The organism is Methanoculleus sp. MH98A, from assembly GCF_000691865.1.
Lineage (GTDB): Archaea > Halobacteriota > Methanomicrobia > Methanomicrobiales > Methanoculleaceae > Methanoculleus.
Window position 1 is genome coordinate 1 of sequence record NZ_JMIO01000029.1, and the last position, 15,856, is coordinate 15,856.

The window sequence follows — 15,856 nt, forward strand, 5'->3', positions numbered from 1 at the left end:
GCACCTCTCTTGGTGACAAATTACGCCCTGAGGTCGTCCCGCAGTTGATCGATACACGGCACCCATTCGGCAACGAGTCGCTCTTCGCCCCGAAGCAGAACCTCACGCTGACAGCAAGTTCCTCCGGAACGCCCAACGAGCGCGGTTATTACAACCCCGAAGGATACCGGTACTCCTACACCATCCCCGTCTACGCGCACTACGAGAACGGGACGCAGGTCTCGATCTCGTCGGAAATTGAGGGGTCAAACCGGTGGCTTGAAGGATTCGATTTTGCCGGGCAAAATCGATACTCCGATGCGTACTCTCTCACCATCACCGGCGACCCGCAGGGCTGGATGCCTGCTGAAGGCAAAGTGACGGCAGGGCAGGGAGGCTACCGGGAGTGGCAACTCAACCTCACCCCTACTTCCGGTGCAGGGGAGTAGAACGGACGCACCGGCCGGGTTTCCAGAAAAAGAGACGAGGGCCCTACACCGTCTTCACAAGCGACGCGAGGTATTGCCCGACCTCGCTCGTCTTCTTCGCGCCGCCCATGTCCCGGGTGACGTATCCGTCGAGGATGCTCCTCTCGATTGACCGAAGAACGGCCGCCGCCGCCTCGTGCTCGCCGAGGTGGTCGAGGAGCATCGAGCCCGCCCAGACGGTGGCGAGCGGGTTCGCGACGTCCTGGCCGCGGTACTTCGGCGCGGAGCCGTGGATCGGCTCGAACATCGATGTGCCGTTCGGGTTGATGTTTCCGCCGGGGGCGAGGCCGAGCCCGCCCTGGATCATGGCACCGAGGTCGGTGATGATGTCGCCGAACATGTTCGGCGTGACGACGACGTCGAACCACTCGGGGTTCTTGACGAACCACATCGTGACGGCGTCGACGAAGTTGAACTCCGTTGCAACGTCCGGGTAGCCGGCAGCGACGTCGGTGAAGACGTCCCGCCAGAGGCCGTAGATGTCGGAGAGGACATTTGCCTTGTCGACCGACGTGACCTTCTTCTCCCTCGCTGCGGCAAGGTCGAAGGCGTAGCGGATCGCCCGCTCCGCACCCGGCCGGGTGACGACGCCGATCTGGTAGGCGAGCTCTTCGGCGTCGGTCTCGACGTCGAGGCCGAACCTGACGCTGTAGATGTCGCGGACGACTTCGAGGGTCTTTTTCTCGCGTTTTCCGGCGAACCGCGAGCCGATCCCGACGTAGAAATCCTCGGTGTTCTCCCGGACGACGACGAAGTCGATGTCCTCGGGGCGCTTGTTCGCGAGCGGCGTTGCCACGCCGTCGAGGAGCTTGATCGGCCTGAGGTTGATGAACTGGTCGAAGTGGAACCGGATCGCGAGCAGGATGCCTTTCTCGAGGATCCCGGGCTTCACCCGGTCGTCGCCGATGGCGCCGAAATAGATCGCGGAGAACTTCGAGAGCTCCGTGATATCCTCCTCGGTCAGGAGTTCGCCGGTCGCGAGGTAGCGGTCGGCCCCGATATCGAAGTCCGTCCACGCGATGTCGAACCCGTAGCGCTCTCCCGCGGCATCGAGGACCTCCTTGCCCGCCGCGACGATCTCGGGGCCGATACCGTCCCCGCCGATTGCGGCTACTCGGTGCTGCATGTCTTCACCTCATCCAGATCTTTTGCGTAGGCCACCAGGCCGCCGGCATCGACGATCTCCTTCATGAACCCGGGAACCGGCTCGACGGCGAGCCTTTTGCCGTTCGCCTCGATGAAGCCAGCGGCGATATCCACCGTGACGGTCTCGCCGTCCCGGATGCTATCCGCCTCAGGACAGACCAGCGGCAGGAGCCCGGTGTTGACGGCGTTGCGGTAGAAGATCCGCGCAAAGGACTTCGCGACCACGACCTTCACCCCGGCGCCGAGGAGCGCGAGCGGCGCGTGCTCGCGGGAGGAGCCGCACCCGAAGTTGGTGCCGGCGACGACGACGTCGCCCTCCCGCGCCTCCTTTGCGAACGCATCGCGCGTCCCCTCGAACGCGTGCTTCGCGAGTTCCGCCGGATCGTAGATCGTGAGGAACCGCCCGGGGATGATTGCATCCGTATCGATATCGTTGCCGAACTTCCAGACTCGCATGATTCACACCTCCCTCGGGTCGGTGATCTCGCCGTAGAGGGCGCTCGCCGCCGCCGTCGCCGGCGAGGAGAGGTAGACCGACGCCTGCGTGCTCCCCTGCCTGCCCCGGAAGTTCCGGTTCGACGTCGAGAGCGAGACCTCGCCCGGCGCGAGGAGGCCGAACGCCCCGCCCATGCAGGGGCCGCAGCACGGCGCCTCGACGAGCGCGCCCGCCTCGACGAACCGTTCGATGAGCCCCCCGCGGAGGGCCTTGAGGTACTCGGTGCGCGAGGCCGGGATGACGATCACCCGGACGCCGTCCGCGAAGCGGTCGGCGTTCCCCATCACCTCCGCCGCCTCGAAGAGGTCTTCGTAGCGGCCGTTCGTGCAGGAGCCGATGAAGACCTGGTCGACCTTTGTTCCCGCGACATCGCCGACATCCACGACGTTGTCGACGTTGTGCGGGACGGCGACCTGCGGGGCGAGGTCCGTGACGTCGTAGTGCCGCCGCTCCGCGTATGCGGCGTCCTCATCGCCCGCAAGGTCGAACGGCTCGAGCTCGCGGCGGGCGGTGACGTAGTCCCAGGTGGCCGCATCGGGTGCCACGATCCCCGCCTTCGCCCCCATCTCTATCGCCATGTTCGCGCAGGTCATCCGGCCCGCCATGCTCATCTCGCGCATGGCAGAGCCGGTGAACTCGAGCGCCATGTAGGTCGCCCCGTCGGCGCCGATGTCGCCGGCGAGGGAGAGGATGAGATCTTTTGCCCCCACCCTCCGGCCGAACGCACCCTCGACCTCGACCAGAATGCTCTCGGGCACCCGGAAGTAGAGCGCCCCGAACTTCAGGACGAAACCCATATCGGTCGAGCCGATCCCGGTCGCAAACGCGCCCGCCGCACCGTAGGTGCAGGTGTGCGAGTCGGTCCCGACGACGATCTCGCCCGGCGCCGCCCGCCCCTTCTCCATCACGACCTGGTGGCAGACGCCCTCGAGGAGGTCATAGTTGTGGATCCCCTGCTCGTCCGCGAACCGGCGCATGAAGACGTGGTTCTCGGCGGCGGGTATCGAGTCGGCGGGTACCTGGTGGTCGAAGAGCATAATGATCCGTTCGGGATCGAATACGCGCTCTCCACCCATCTCGCGAAAGACCCTGACCGCAAGCGGGCCGGTGATATCGTGGATCATCGCTGCATCCACGGGTGCCATCACCACCTCTCCCGCACGGACGGGTCTGCCGCACCGTTGCGAAAATATCTTTTCTGCGATAGTCGCCGACATACTGTATCGTGTCTTTGGTACGCGTTCCGGACGTATGTAGTTTGCCGGGGGCCGCCGGAGTGGTGCAGTGAATCGGAGGGCGTTCCGCCCGATTTCCCGGGACATTACCCTTATGTGGCCGCGTGCGGATTCTATAAGGAGAAGCGATGACCGACGGACCGACCCCGGCAATGCGGCAGTACTATTCAGCGAAAGCCCGGTACCCCGACGCCGTCCTCTTCTTCAGGATGGGGGATTTCTACGAGACCTTCGGCGAGGATGCCGGCGTGGTGGCCCGCGAACTCGACATCACCCTGACGGCCCGGGGCAGGGACAAGAACGGCGACCGGATGCCGCTCGCGGGCGTCCCCCATCACGCCGCCGACGGCTACATCGCCCGCCTGGTGAACAAGGGCTACAAGGTGGTGATCTGCGACCAGATTGAGGACCCCAAAACCGCAAAAGGCGTGGTAAAGCGGGACGTCACGAGGGTGATCACCCCGGGAACCCTGATCGACTCCTCGATGCTCGCCTCGGCCGGCGCCCACTACCTTATGGCGGTCGCACCCGACCGGAAGGAAACCTTCGGCCTCGCGTTCCTGGACGTCTCCACCGGTGAGTTCTTCGTCTCCGCGGGGAGCGGCGGGCGCGAATACGCCGAGATCGTCTCGGAGGTCGTCAGGTACCGCCCAACAGAAGTGATCGTCCCCGAGAGCCTCGCAAACAGCCTCCCCAGCCGGCTCGAAGCCCTCGGGGTGACGGTGAGCCGCTACCGCGACGACGCCTTCGAGACCGACGCGGCCTGCGAGCAACTCTGCGAGCAGTTCGGGACGGCGACGCTCGACGGCTACGGTTGCGCGGAAATGCCGGGAGCGATCGCCGCGGCCGGAGCAGCGCTCCGCTACGCCCAGGATACACAGCAATCATCCCTATCCCACATCTCGGGGCTCTCGACACGGGTTCCGTCGGGGAACATGGCGCTCGACGCAATCACCCTGCGGAACCTGGAGCTCACCGCGGGGATCCGCGGCGTTGGCGACGCAAACACCCTTCTTGCCGCGCTCGACGTCACGGAGACGTCAATGGGGAGCCGGACGATGCGGTCGTTCCTGATCGCCCCCCTGCTCGGGAAGGAGCCCATCGAGGCAAGGCTCGACGCGGTGGAGTGGTTCTTCGAGAACGCGCTCGACCGACAGGCGCTTCGCGCGACCCTCGGCGACTTCGCCGATATTGAGCGGATAGCAGGAAGGATCGCCTACGGGAACGCCGGGCCGAGGGATCTCGCGACGCTTCGCGACTCTCTCTCTACCATACCGGACGTAAAGGCGCTCTTTTCTGCCGATGCCCCGACCCTGGTTCGCGAAACCCTCGCCGCGATGAGCGACCACGCTCATGTCGTCGACCTCGTCGGCCGGGCGATCGTCGACGACCCCCCGGCACGCGCGCAGGTCGGTGGGATGATCCGGGAAGGGTTCAACGAGAAACTCGACGAACTCCGGCACCTTGCGACGTCCGGGAAGGACTGGATCGCGGAGTTCCAGCAGCAGGAGCGGGAGAGGACCGGGATCAAGTCGCTCAAGATCGGCTACAACCGGGTCTTCGGCTACTACATCGAGGTGACGAAACCGAACCTGCACCTGGTGCCGCCGGAGTACGAGCGGCGGCAGACGACCGCAAACGGCGAGCGCTACACGATCCCCGACCTCCGGGAGAAGGAGGCGATGATCGCAACCGCCGAAGAGCGGCTTGGCGCCCTCGAAGCGGAGATCTACGCTGAACTCATCCGGACGCTCGTAGCGGAGGTCGGCGCCCTCCAGACGACCGCCCGGGCGGTGGGGCTCCTCGACGTGTATTCGGCGCTCGCCGAGGTCGCCGCCCGTTACGGCTACACCCGGCCGGTGATCGAGGAGAGCGGCCGGGTCGTCATCCGCGACGGCCGCCACCCCGTGGTGGAGCGGCACCTCCCGGTACCGTTCGTCCCGAACGACACGGAACTCGATTCCGCCGGCGACCAGATCATGATCATCACCGGGGCGAACATGGCGGGCAAGTCCACCTACATGCGGGCGGTGGCGCTCTGCTGCATCATGGCCCAGATGGGGAGTTTCGTCCCGGCCCGGCACGCGACGATCGGGATCGTCGACCGCGTCTTCACCCGGGTGGGGGCGTTTGACGACCTTGCCTCCGGGCAGTCCACGTTCATGGTCGAGATGCTGGAACTCGCGAACATCCTGAATAACGCGACGGCGCAGAGTCTCGTCATCCTCGACGAGATCGGGCGGGGGACGAGCACGCTCGACGGGTGCTCGATTGCCCGGGCGGTGGTGGAGTTCCTGCACGGGAAGGCGGTCGCGGGGCCGAGGACGCTCTTCGCGACCCACTTCCATGACCTGATCGATCTCGAAGGATCGCTCAAACGGGTGAAAAACTTCCACTTCGCCGTGAAGGACACCGGAACCGACGTCGTCTTCCTCCGCAAGATCATCCCCGGCGCGACCGACCGGAGCTACGGCGTCCACGTCGCCCACCTTGCCGGGATCCCGAAGAAGGTGACCGACCGGGCAATGGAGATCCTGAAGGAGGCGTCGACGCGGGAGTTCTCAGCCGGGGTGCGGGCTCCCCGCTACACCCAGATGCTCCTCGTCGACCCCGGCGAGGGGGTCGTGGAAGAGAACCCGGCGGTAAGGGAGCTTAAAAGTTTGAATCCCGACGAGATGACGCCGATCGATGCTCTGAACGCCCTCTGCCGGCTCCAGAAGATGGCGAACGAGGAGAGGGAGCGATGACGAAGATCCGCGTCCTCGACCCCGATACCGTGAACCAGATCGCCGCCGGGGAGGTCGTGGAACGGCCGGCATCGGTGGTGAAGGAACTCCTGGAGAACGCGATCGACGCGGGTGCGACGAGCATCCTCCTCGACGTCTCCTCGGACATGACGGGGATCACGAAGATCCGGGTGACCGACAACGGCGAGGGCATGACCGGGGAGGAGGCGGTCCTCGCGTTCCACCCCCATGCGACGAGCAAGATCCGGGACATCGCCGACCTCTCTGCCGTCCGCACCCTCGGGTTCCGGGGGGAGGCGCTCGCGAGCATCGCCGCCGTCGCGGAGGTAACATTGGTCACCCGCCCGCGGGGAGGGGGAGCGCTCGCCGGGACGCGGCTGGTGGTCAGGGGCGGCGAGATCGTGGAGAAGAACGAGGTCGGGGCCCCGGAGGGGACGACGATCGCGGTGGAACGCCTCTTCTACAACACCCCCGCCCGCCGGAAGTTCCTCAAAAGCAGGAACACCGAACTCGCCCACGTCTACGCGGTCGTGGAGAATCTGGCCCTCGCCCACGGCGAGGTCGCCTTCCGGGTGGTGCACAATGGAAAAGAGCGGATGGCGACCCAGCGATCGGGAGGGGCCTTGAACACCATCGCGGGACTCTACGGCGCTGAACTCGCCCGCTCGCTCGTCCCGGTCGAGGGAAGGCTCCCGTTCCTCCGTATCGGCGGCTACATCTCCCGGCCGTCGGAGAGCCGGGGAAGCCCATCGCAGATCTCCGTCAGCATCAACGGCAGAAGCATCTCCTCCCGCCGGATCGCCGCCGCCGTCCGGGAAGGCTACGGCACCCTCCTTCCGAAAGACCGCTATCCGGTGGCGTTCCTCGAACTTTCGATAGACACCAATCTTGTGGACGTCAACGTCCACCCGACCAAACGGGAGGTCCGCCTCTCCCGGGAGCGGGAGATCACGGGGGCGATTGCGGCCGCCGTCGAGGAGGCGCTTGCCGGTCACGACCTCACACGCGAAACTCCGGTCGAGCCGGTACAGCAGCAGATCGCCCGGGCAGATCCCGAACCGGTGCCGACCCCGTCGCCGGTCGGCGAGCCCGGGGCATCCTACGCGGCCGGTCACCGGGGGCTCACCCTCTCCGATAAGCAACTCCGCCGGACCGAGACGGAAGGCGGAGAGAACCTCCTCCCCGCAATGGAGCCGATCGGACAGGTGGCCGCGACCTACATCGTGGCGGAGGGGACCGACGGCACCCTCTACCTTATCGACCAGCACGCGGCCCACGAACGGGTCCTCTACGACCAGGTCGCGGAACAGCGCGATAAGAAGGCCGGGTCGCAGGAACTGATCGCGCCGGTCGTCCTCTCGCTCCCCCCGAAGGAGTCCGCCGCGCTCCGGGACGCGATCCCTCTCCTCGCGGACGGGGGGTTCGTGGTGGATGAGTTCGGCCGGGACACCTTCGCCGTCCGGGCGGTGCCGGCCGCCCTCGGCGCAATCGAGGATCCCGGGGCCGTCCGGGAGACGATCGCCGACCTTCTCGCCGACGAATCCCGAACCGCACCCGACCGGCGTGAGGCGGTCACCTGTATCGTCGCATGCCGTGGAGCGGTGAAGGCCGGCGCCCTCCTCACGCCCGATCAGCAGAAGCGTCTCATCATGCAACTCGCCCGGACGAAGACCCCCTGGACATGCCCGCACGGGAGGCCGACGGTCGTGGCGTTCGACAGGCGCAAACTCGACGGGATGTTTCGGCGGGGGTAGAGCCACCCGGCCGGAGTGATGTGAAATTCTCACGAAACTTCTGTTTTTTTAGAATTAACTGGCACAAACCGCCCCGAAAAACTAAATCCCGTATCATAATGGATTTATCCAGGGAGATTACTACGATTATATGTCGCAACGGGCTCCCGTTGCAGACGAAACGGATTGAACCATACGACACCACTCCAGCAGATTCGCCTCCATATGAGAGGACCAGAGGATAACCACTACAGGCCTAAACGACCTGACTATCGAATCGTTCGATATTCTCGCCCCAGCGATCCTCCCTCTGGTCACCCGCGATATCATGCTGGAAAAGAACAGGTGACGGGAAACCCCCAAACGTCCTGCCGAAGAAGATCACCTCTCGACAACTCCATTTACCCGCCACCTTTTTTTTGTGATGCCGAATTTACAGCCAGGGCTGTCGTCCTCGATGCTTCCGGAATAATGTGCTGCCAAAAAGTTAGATGAACCGGAACGACTCCGCCGCCGGAGTCGCGTCGGCGTTATAAACATCGTACCCGGGGGGGAAGACCGTGTGCATGACCGAGTAGATGACGTCGTCCCTGACGCCGTAACGGATGACAAAGGTGTACCGCTCCTCATCGACGATGGGGACGGAGAAGACCGACTCGTATGCCGGGACGCCGTCAAGGGAGATCGTCTCCGTCGAGACCCATTCGGCATCGATCCCGGCGCTAAGGTCCTCCACATAGGTCGCGTTCAGCGTTTCGAGAACGTCCTCGACGTCCCCCTGGCCCGAGAGCGGGTTCGTGTTCACGCGGACCTCCTCGTGCTTATCCGGCGAGGAGAACCAGACGCTCTCGCCGGACTCGGTGTAGGACCACCCCTCCGGGCAGGTGACGGCATACCCGTAGGTGGTGTTGACGTAGGTGCCGTTCCCGGGAACGGGCACCGGGGTCGAGGTCGGGGTCGGAGCCGGGGTAGGAGGCTGGGTCGGGCCGGGGTCGGGCGGCTGCGGCGAGGAGAGTCCCGGCAGCAGAACCACCATGACGACGGCCAGGGCAACCACGAGAACCCCGCCAATCAGCAGTTTCTCTGATCTCATACTATCCGGGTACGTGGCCCGGGGAAGGATAAATACCCTTCAGTCAGGCACGGGGGGCACGAAGATCGGCGAGCAGGTCGTCGAGGGTTTCCGCGTATTTCACCCGGATGCCGAGGTTTTCCTCGATATACTCTTTTGAATCCACGATGACCGGCCGCTGCCGCACGATCCGCAATCCGCCGAACGATCGGGCCTCTTCACGATAATCGAAGACCCGATTATTCTCGTTGGAGAGAATGAGGAGTGTCTTCCCGCCGCGGCGAGCAGCCTCGGCCTTTTCGAGGATCCCGCCGACAGGGCCGATCCTCCCGTCCTCATCGAGGGTTCCCGTCACGGTCACGCTCTCATTGAGCGCAAAGTCCTCCAGCACCGAAAGGAGGAGGACGGCCATCAACGCCCCCGCACTGGGGCCGTCGATCTCGGAGATATCCTCGGGCCCCTGGATGCTGAAGATGATATCGTTCTCCGTAAGATCCGCGCGGGACCGATTGGCGGCGACAGCGACCGCAAGATTCGCGGCGTCCTGAAAGACGATCCCCATCCTGGGCGTCGTCTGGACGAGCACCCTTTCTTTCCCGGGCACGACCTCGACCGAGACGTTCACCATCGCTCCCTCTTCGGTCACCTCTTCGTAGAGTAACGGGCCGCCCCGGTCGACCTCGACCTTCTGGAGGATGACCGGCACCTGCATCGAGGCAGCACTTCCGTTCCCGACCACCTTCACCGGGGACAGAGGGGCGACGGTCGCACTCGGAGAAATTTCGGCCTCCTCCGGTTTGGAGAGCGCCGGGGAGAGGTCGTCCGCCGGCACGAGGGCGACGGCCAGGAGAAAGACATTCGCAACAAGCGACAGAACGAGCAGAATCGTCAGGGTCCTCTCCTGTGTGCGCATATGCTGCCCGAATACCATGTATCCGGATATATACCTTTCTGGTGCGTGATGGCTCGTTAGAGCCGGAGCGGGAGCACCGCCAGGTGCGACTCGCGACTGGCGCGAGCATCACGAGCGGCAGGAGTTCGAGCACCGCCAGGGAAGGCGGGCAGCTTTTTACACGGCCAGGTTAACAAAAAACAATTAACTCGGCGGAGAAAGGCAATTGTTTTCTTCCACAAGAATGAAATCCCTCACGTATCCAGCAGAAATTCAATTAAAGCAGGTACGCTCCGCTGTATAACAGTTACACAGGTGTAAAGATGACAAAAACCAGTTATGTGCTCTGTGCACTCATCGTTGCGGCAGGAATGCTCTGCTGCGGTTGTACGACCACGACAACGCCGGAAGATCCGGCCGCGACTCGGACGATCACCGACATGGAGGGGAACCGGATCACGCTGCCTGCAAAAGGAGCGACGTTCGGTGTCTTCGGCGGCCCCATCAGCCAGGTGCCCTACCTCCTCGGGGCAAACGCCAGCATCGTTGCAGTCACGAAAGGGCCGCAGATGATGGAGATGATGCAGGAGATGGACCCGGGCATCATCGATAAACCGGCGCCGCGGACGACGAACGGCAACGTGAACATCGAAGAACTCCTGGTCGCGAACCCCGACTGTGTCATCGCCTTCGATGTCGACGGGAAGATCGTGGAATCGCACACCGACATCCCGGTCATCTACCTCTCCGGCACCATGGGCGACGGGTTCGACGAGATGCGGCGGGAGATCGCCTTCATGGGCGAGGTCTTCGGAAAGCCCGATCGGGCGCAGGCCTACATCGACTACCTTGATGGAACCCTCGCATTCCTCCGCGAGCGCACCGGCGATATCCCCGACGACGAACGCGCCACCGTCTTCCTGGGCGAGGGCGTAAGCCATCTCCAGACGCTTGGCGGCGACACGTTCTTCGCCGAGTGGACCGAGGCTGCGGGGTGCAGAAACGCTGTCGCCGGCATCGAGACCACGCTGGGGCAGCAGGAGGGGATGCACACCGGCATCAACGAGATCTCGATGGAGCAGGTCCTTGCCGTCGACCCCGATATCATCATCATCGATACCGGCAGCCCCACCGAACTCAAGGACGACAGCCGCTGGAAGGAACTCGGTGCCGTCAAAGAAGGCCGGGTCTACAGGGAGCCGACCGGAGTCTTCCTCTGGAGCCGCCCGTCCGCCGAATCCGCCGTCCTCTACCCGCTCTGGCTCGCGTATAATGCCTACCCCGACCGTTTCGAGGACGTGCCGCTCACCGACCGGGTTAAAGACTTTTATGCCGAGATCTTCGAGTTCCCCATCACCGATGCGCAGGCGCAGAAGGTCATCGACGGCACCTACGGGAGCGTGACGTTCGGCCAGGTGAAGCAGTCCTGATGAGACAGAGCTCAACGAGCGCCGACGTGCAGACCAATGGAGGAGCCACGGTGACCGGGACGGCGGCGGCAAACCAGGCCCACAACAGGAGCTGGGGAGAACAGCACCCCGGCACCATCCTGATGCTCCTCCTCGGCGTGCTCGGGGTTTTGGCGTTCGTCGCCCTGATGGTCGGCCGGTACATGATCCCGCCGGAGACGGTGATAGCGGCGCTCTTAAGTTCGGTCTTCCCGATCGAGGAGACCTGGGCGGCGACAGCGACTTCAGCCGTCGTAAACGTCCGCATCCCCCGGATCATCGCCGGCCTCCTCGTCGGGGCCGGGCTCGCCATCAGCGGAGCCTCGTTCCAGGGGATGTTTCGGAACCCCCTGGTCTCCTCGCAGATACTGGGCGTGGCCTCCGGCGCGGGCTTCGGAGCGGCAATCGGCATCCTCCTCTCCGACAGCCTCGTCCTTGTCCAGATCCTTTCGTTCGTCTTCGGCCTGCTCGCTGTGGGGATGGCCTACGGGCTCAGCCGGGTCAGGAGCACGACCCCGATCCTGATGCTCGTCCTCTCGGGGATCGTGATCGCATCGCTCTTCTCGGCCCTCACCTCGATGGTGAAGTACGTGGCCGACCCGATGAACAAGATGCCGGCGATCGTCTTCTGGCTGCTCGGATCGCTCAACCACGTCTCGGCGCCGGACCTGATGATCCTCGGCCCGATCATCGCCGTCTCGATAGTGGGGCTGCTTGCCGTCCGGTGGCGGATCAACGTCCTCACGATGGGCGATGAGGAGGCACGGGCGCTCGGGGTGAACACCGAGCGCTTGAAGGTCGTCATCATCCTCCTCTCGACCGTGATCACCGCTGCAGCGGTCTGCATGAGCGGGATCATCGGGTGGATCGGGCTTGTTATCCCGCATATGGGACGGATGCTCGTCGGGCCCGACAACCGCTACCTTCTGCCGATATCGGTGCTCCTCGGGGGAGCGTTCCTGATCGCCGTCGACACCGTCGCGAGGACGGCAGCCCCTGCCGAGATACCGATCGGCATCCTGACGGCGGTCATCGGGGCGCCGATATTTGCGGTGCTGCTCCGGCGGAACAACCCGGGGTGGTGAGCATGGGGTGCCGCATCAGCGTAGAGGATATAGCGTTCAACTACCCGGGTGGAGCCACCGTCTTTACGGGCATCTCGCTCGCCGTGGACGAGGGATGCGTGTACTCACTCCTTGGCCCGAACGGCACCGGGAAGTCCACGCTCCTCAAGTGCATGGCCGGGCTCATCTCCCCATCGCACGGCCGCGTTCATCTTGACGGGCGCGATATCGCGGGGATGCAGCCGCACGAGATTGCCAGGCAGGTCGGGTTCGTTCCCCAGACACAGGTCTCACCGTTCCCGTTCATGGTCAGGGACATCGTCCTGATGGGCAGGGCGTCCCATCTCGGCCCCTTTGCAACCCCGTCTGCGGAAGACGAAGAGATTGCTGCCGACGCCCTCGGACGGGTCGGGATCTCTCACCTCGCCGATCGTCCGTGTACCGGGATCAGCGGCGGCGAGTGGCAGCTTGTCCTGATCGCCCGGGCGATCGCACAGCGTCCGGGGATCCTCCTGCTCGACGAGCCGACGTCCCACCTGGATCTCGGCAACCAGGTACGGGTGCTCGACGTGATCGGGAGACTCGCAGAGGACGGAATGACCATTGTCGTCGCGACCCATTTCCCGGATCACGCGCTTCTGACGTCGAACCGGGTTGCAATCCTGAAAGATCAAGGAATCCTTGCTATTGGAAGCCCCGAAGAGGTTATCGGCGAGGATACCATGCACCGGGCCTACGGTGTGGACGTGCGGATCATGCACCTCGACGACCCGTTCAACCGGCGGATCTGCGTGCCTGTGATGAGGGCGTCCAGGGGAACGGCACCATGACGGAGCAGCCGAACAACCCTTTTTTTCACCGGCGGGAGAGACCGGGTGTCAGCGATGCTCGAAGGACCGCCACGCCGCCCTTCGCGTTCTTTGCGGCTCGCGTGAGACTGTAAGCGGAGGAACTTAGTGAACTGAGAACCTCACGCCCCCATCCGGCAGAGGTCCCGCATCGCCCGCAGAACGTAGAGCCGCTCCCCCTCGAGCGGTTCCTCGTCGACGACGAACGAGACGAATCCCTCGCGGGCGAAGAGTTCCCGGACTTCGTTAAGCCCGGTCAGCGACGAGACGAGCAGCAGGATGCGCCCATAGAGCGCGAGCACCCTCCCGGCATCCGCGACGAACCGTTCTATCACTAACCTTCCTGTCGGCCCGCCGTCGAGGGCGTACTCCAGCCAGTCGTCCATCCGCTCATCGGGAGCCGTCGGGAGGTAGGGCGGGTTGAAGAGGATAAGGTCGAACGGGCCGGAGACGCCCGCAAAGAGGTCGGTTCGGACCGCCGCCACCCCGCGGGCGCGGGCGCATCGGACGGCGTGGGGGTTGATGTCGGTCGCGGCCACGCTCGCCGCCCGGCCAAGAAGCCCGGCCGCGACGTAGCCGCTCCCGGTCCCGACCTCGAGCACCCGGTCGCCGGCCGGATCTCGCGGAGCGCCGCCCGGAGGAGGAGGAACGAGTCCTCCGCCGAAGGATAGACCTGATCGGGGAGCATCCCTAACACCCGGCAAGCGTGTTCGCGATCAGCGCGAACTCCTCGAGCGTCAGGTCTTCGGGCCGGCGCTGCAGGAGGTCGTCGGGGAGATCCGCGATCGTCCGCTCGATCGCCTCCGGCGAAAACGCATCCTTCCCGCTCCGGAGACCCTTCCGGACGGTCTTACGCCGGTGCGAGAAGAGCACCCGGACGACGTCCGCATAGACCTCGCGGTCCGCGATAGGGTACGGCGGCTCGTGCGGCGTGATCCGGACCACCCAGGACCGGACCTGCGGCCTCGGCCGGAACGAGCCGGGCGAGAGTTCGAGGAGCGGTTTTACCGAGGCATAGGTCTGCACCATCACCGAGAGCCGCCCCACGTTCGGCGTTCCCGGCGGCGCGACCATCCGCCGGGCGAACTCCTTCTGGTACATCAGGACGGCGACCTCAAAGCCTATCTCAAGCAGCCGGAACGTAATCTTCGAAGAAACGGAGTAGGGAAGGTTCGCGACGACGATCTCGAACGGCGGGATATCCACCTTCTTCGCGTCGCCTCTAATAATCTCAAGACGGCCTTCCCCGATCTCGTCGTCAAACGCGATCTCGAGTTCTTCCACGAGAGCCGGATCGATCTCTACCGCAATGACATCGGCACCCCGGTCAAGGAGGGCGCGGGTGAGGATCCCTTCGCCGGGCCCGATCTCGAGCACCCTCCTGCCGGAAACATCGACAAAACCGGCAATCCTCTCGACGGCCCGCTGGTCGACGAGAAAGTGCTGATCCCTCGGAGCACTCATCTCGATGTGAAGACGTGATACTTTTCGTCCGGCTCCTCGATCTCGCGCAGGATCCGGCTGACAATCATTCGATCAGGGTGTGGGAGCGACTTGATCCGCCCGGAGATATCGGCGAAACTCTCAAACGGCTTCTTCCCGCGCTGTTCGATGATCTCCCACATCAACTTCTTCCCGATGCCGGGAAGCAGGTGCAGCATGTGAAACTTCGGCGTGATGGGCACGGACCTGTTGAAGAAGTCGACGAACCGCGGCTCGTTCTCGCTGACGATCTGCTCGACCACGAACGGCAGCTCGAGTTTCGCCGTCGCCGTCAGGTCGTCGTAACTGATCCGCCGCTTGACGCGCTCGACCTTCTCCCGCTCCGCATCGCCGATATAGACGCGGTCGTAAATCTGGATATCCGCACCCTGCTTTGGGATGAGCTCGAGCAACTTGAACTGGTCCACGCCGACCGCCTGGACGACCGGCTCACGCTTGTAGGCCGGGCGCTGCTCGCTCATGTATCCCATGGGGAGGACATCGATGACTACCGCGTTCTCCTCTTTCCTTTCGGTCTTCATTGGCACCACCCCTTCAATCAGAAGTGGGTCATTACCAGGTCGAGGATCTCGTCCAGCTCTTCCGTTGTAAGATTGAACCGTTCTTTGGCGTAGATGGCCCGCAGTTCGTCCCGGGTCCGCGGCATCAGATTCGCGATGCGGTAGGCGATCTCCTCTTTCATCTTCTCGAGCTTTACGAGCTCGTCGACGAGGGCGCGAGCCTTCTCGGCAGATGTCTTTGAAAGCTGGTTGGCATGCTCGATGCTCTTACGAAGCTCGTAGGACATCTCCTCTTCGGATTCGAGCCGGGCTGCTTCCACCGACAGGAGAGTGTCCCGCAGTTCGGGAAGCAGCAGCCGCTCTTCGCTTACAATTCGTTTTACCTTCATGCCAACCACTACTGTTGAGGATTATACTTTCTGCGCTTTTAGATGTTGCGGTCTCGCAATCACCTGTTTTACCGAATCTCCATCCTTGACCTCGAGCAGCCATGCGCGTCCGCGCTGTCCGATGACCGTGCCGGTCTTCCCGTGGAATCTCCGGTGGGGCATGCCCTTCTGGACACTCGGCTCGACCACGACGTGTACCCGCTGCCCGATCTCGAAGTTCTGAATCACCGAGGTTACCGGGGGGATGCCACGTTTTCTGAGGTCCTTCTTGAACTTATACCGCGTCTTCTTGCGTGGTCCATTGTGATGTGCCATG

General features: G+C 63.9%; 15 protein-coding genes and 1 pseudogene. 6 read left to right on the top strand and 10 right to left on the bottom strand.

The features are described from left to right. Positions 1-428 (top strand): annotated as a pseudogene (locus EI28_RS05120) (hypothetical protein); the annotation flags it as partial. Positions 429-471: 43 nt separating this feature from the next. Here EI28_RS05120 and EI28_RS05125 read toward each other — a convergent pair. Genes EI28_RS05125 through EI28_RS05135 form a run of 3 tightly spaced genes read right to left on the bottom strand, consistent with a single transcriptional unit; the run spans position 472 to position 3,326 of the window. Further along, positions 472-1,593, bottom strand: a complete 1,122-nt coding sequence (locus tag EI28_RS05125; protein ID WP_048113226.1) for an isocitrate/isopropylmalate dehydrogenase family protein — start codon at positions 1,591-1,593, stop codon at positions 472-474. Next, positions 1,578-2,069 (bottom strand): 3-isopropylmalate dehydratase small subunit, encoded by a 492-nt coding sequence (locus EI28_RS05130; RefSeq protein ID WP_048113227.1) that lies wholly within the window; start codon positions 2,067-2,069, stop codon positions 1,578-1,580. The genes EI28_RS05125 and EI28_RS05130 overlap by 16 nt, the downstream gene beginning before the upstream one ends. Positions 2,070-2,072: 3 nt before the next feature. Beyond that, positions 2,073-3,326 (bottom strand): 3-isopropylmalate dehydratase large subunit, encoded by a 1,254-nt coding sequence (locus tag EI28_RS05135; protein ID WP_048113229.1) that lies wholly within the window; start codon positions 3,324-3,326, stop codon positions 2,073-2,075. Between the two features lie 146 nt (positions 3,327-3,472). Between EI28_RS05135 and mutS the strand changes: the two genes are divergently transcribed. After that, the gene (gene mutS / locus EI28_RS05140; protein WP_048113230.1) at positions 3,473-6,091 is read left to right on the top strand and encodes a DNA mismatch repair protein MutS; all 2,619 of its coding nucleotides are present in this window, start codon (positions 3,473-3,475) and stop codon (positions 6,089-6,091) included. Continuing rightward, positions 6,088-7,845, top strand: coding sequence for a DNA mismatch repair endonuclease MutL (gene mutL / locus EI28_RS05145; RefSeq protein WP_048113231.1), 1,758 nt, complete (start codon positions 6,088-6,090; stop codon positions 7,843-7,845). The genes mutS and mutL overlap by 4 nt, the downstream gene beginning before the upstream one ends. 466 nt (positions 7,846-8,311) lie before the next feature. Here the strand turns inward: mutL and EI28_RS05150 are convergent, their stop codons facing one another. Next, positions 8,312-8,917: a PsbP-related protein gene (locus tag EI28_RS05150; protein WP_048113232.1), complete on the bottom strand. Its 606-nt coding sequence runs from the start codon at positions 8,915-8,917 to the stop codon at positions 8,312-8,314. Positions 8,918-8,960: 43 nt separating this feature from the next. After that, on the bottom strand, positions 8,961-9,809 hold the full coding sequence (locus tag EI28_RS05155) for a S16 family serine protease (RefSeq protein WP_048113268.1): 849 nt from the start codon (positions 9,807-9,809) through the stop codon (positions 8,961-8,963). 302 nt (positions 9,810-10,111) lie between these two features. On the opposite strand from EI28_RS05155, the gene EI28_RS05160 reads away from it, so the two are divergent. From EI28_RS05160 to EI28_RS05170, 3 genes are read left to right on the top strand one after another with little or no spacing between them, the layout of a single operon-like run. Continuing rightward, positions 10,112-11,218, top strand: coding sequence for an ABC transporter substrate-binding protein (locus tag EI28_RS05160; RefSeq protein WP_052379674.1), 1,107 nt, complete (start codon positions 10,112-10,114; stop codon positions 11,216-11,218). Further along, positions 11,218-12,321, top strand: coding sequence for an iron ABC transporter permease (locus EI28_RS05165; protein WP_231476597.1), 1,104 nt, complete (start codon positions 11,218-11,220; stop codon positions 12,319-12,321). Before EI28_RS05160 ends, EI28_RS05165 begins: the two co-directional genes overlap by 1 nt. 2 nt (positions 12,322-12,323) lie before the next feature. After that, a complete protein-coding gene (locus EI28_RS05170; protein ID WP_048113233.1) occupies positions 12,324-13,130 on the top strand; it encodes an ABC transporter ATP-binding protein in 807 nt (268 codons plus the stop codon). A gap of 140 nt (positions 13,131-13,270) precedes the next feature. On the opposite strand, the gene EI28_RS05175 is transcribed toward EI28_RS05170, so the two are convergent. The 5 genes from EI28_RS05175 to EI28_RS05195 all read right to left on the bottom strand — a co-directional run bounded on the left by EI28_RS05175 (position 13,271) and on the right by EI28_RS05195 (position 15,855). Next, positions 13,271-13,750: a HemK2/MTQ2 family protein methyltransferase gene (locus EI28_RS05175; RefSeq protein WP_369792251.1), complete on the bottom strand. Its 480-nt coding sequence runs from the start codon at positions 13,748-13,750 to the stop codon at positions 13,271-13,273. An 88-nt stretch (positions 13,751-13,838) separates the two neighbouring features. Continuing rightward, positions 13,839-14,612 (bottom strand): 16S rRNA (adenine(1518)-N(6)/adenine(1519)-N(6))-dimethyltransferase RsmA, encoded by a 774-nt coding sequence (gene rsmA, locus EI28_RS05180; protein WP_048113234.1) that lies wholly within the window; start codon positions 14,610-14,612, stop codon positions 13,839-13,841. After that, positions 14,609-15,172, bottom strand: coding sequence for a DUF655 domain-containing protein (locus tag EI28_RS05185; RefSeq protein WP_048113235.1), 564 nt, complete (start codon positions 15,170-15,172; stop codon positions 14,609-14,611). The genes rsmA and EI28_RS05185 overlap by 4 nt, the downstream gene beginning before the upstream one ends. Positions 15,173-15,189: 17 nt before the next feature. Beyond that, a complete protein-coding gene (locus EI28_RS05190; RefSeq protein ID WP_048113237.1) occupies positions 15,190-15,540 on the bottom strand; it encodes an RNA polymerase Rpb4 family protein in 351 nt (116 codons plus the stop codon). Positions 15,541-15,561: 21 nt separating this feature from the next. After that, positions 15,562-15,855, bottom strand: a complete 294-nt coding sequence (locus tag EI28_RS05195) for a 50S ribosomal protein L21e (protein WP_048113238.1) — start codon at positions 15,853-15,855, stop codon at positions 15,562-15,564. Position 15,856: the final 1 nt, after the last annotated feature.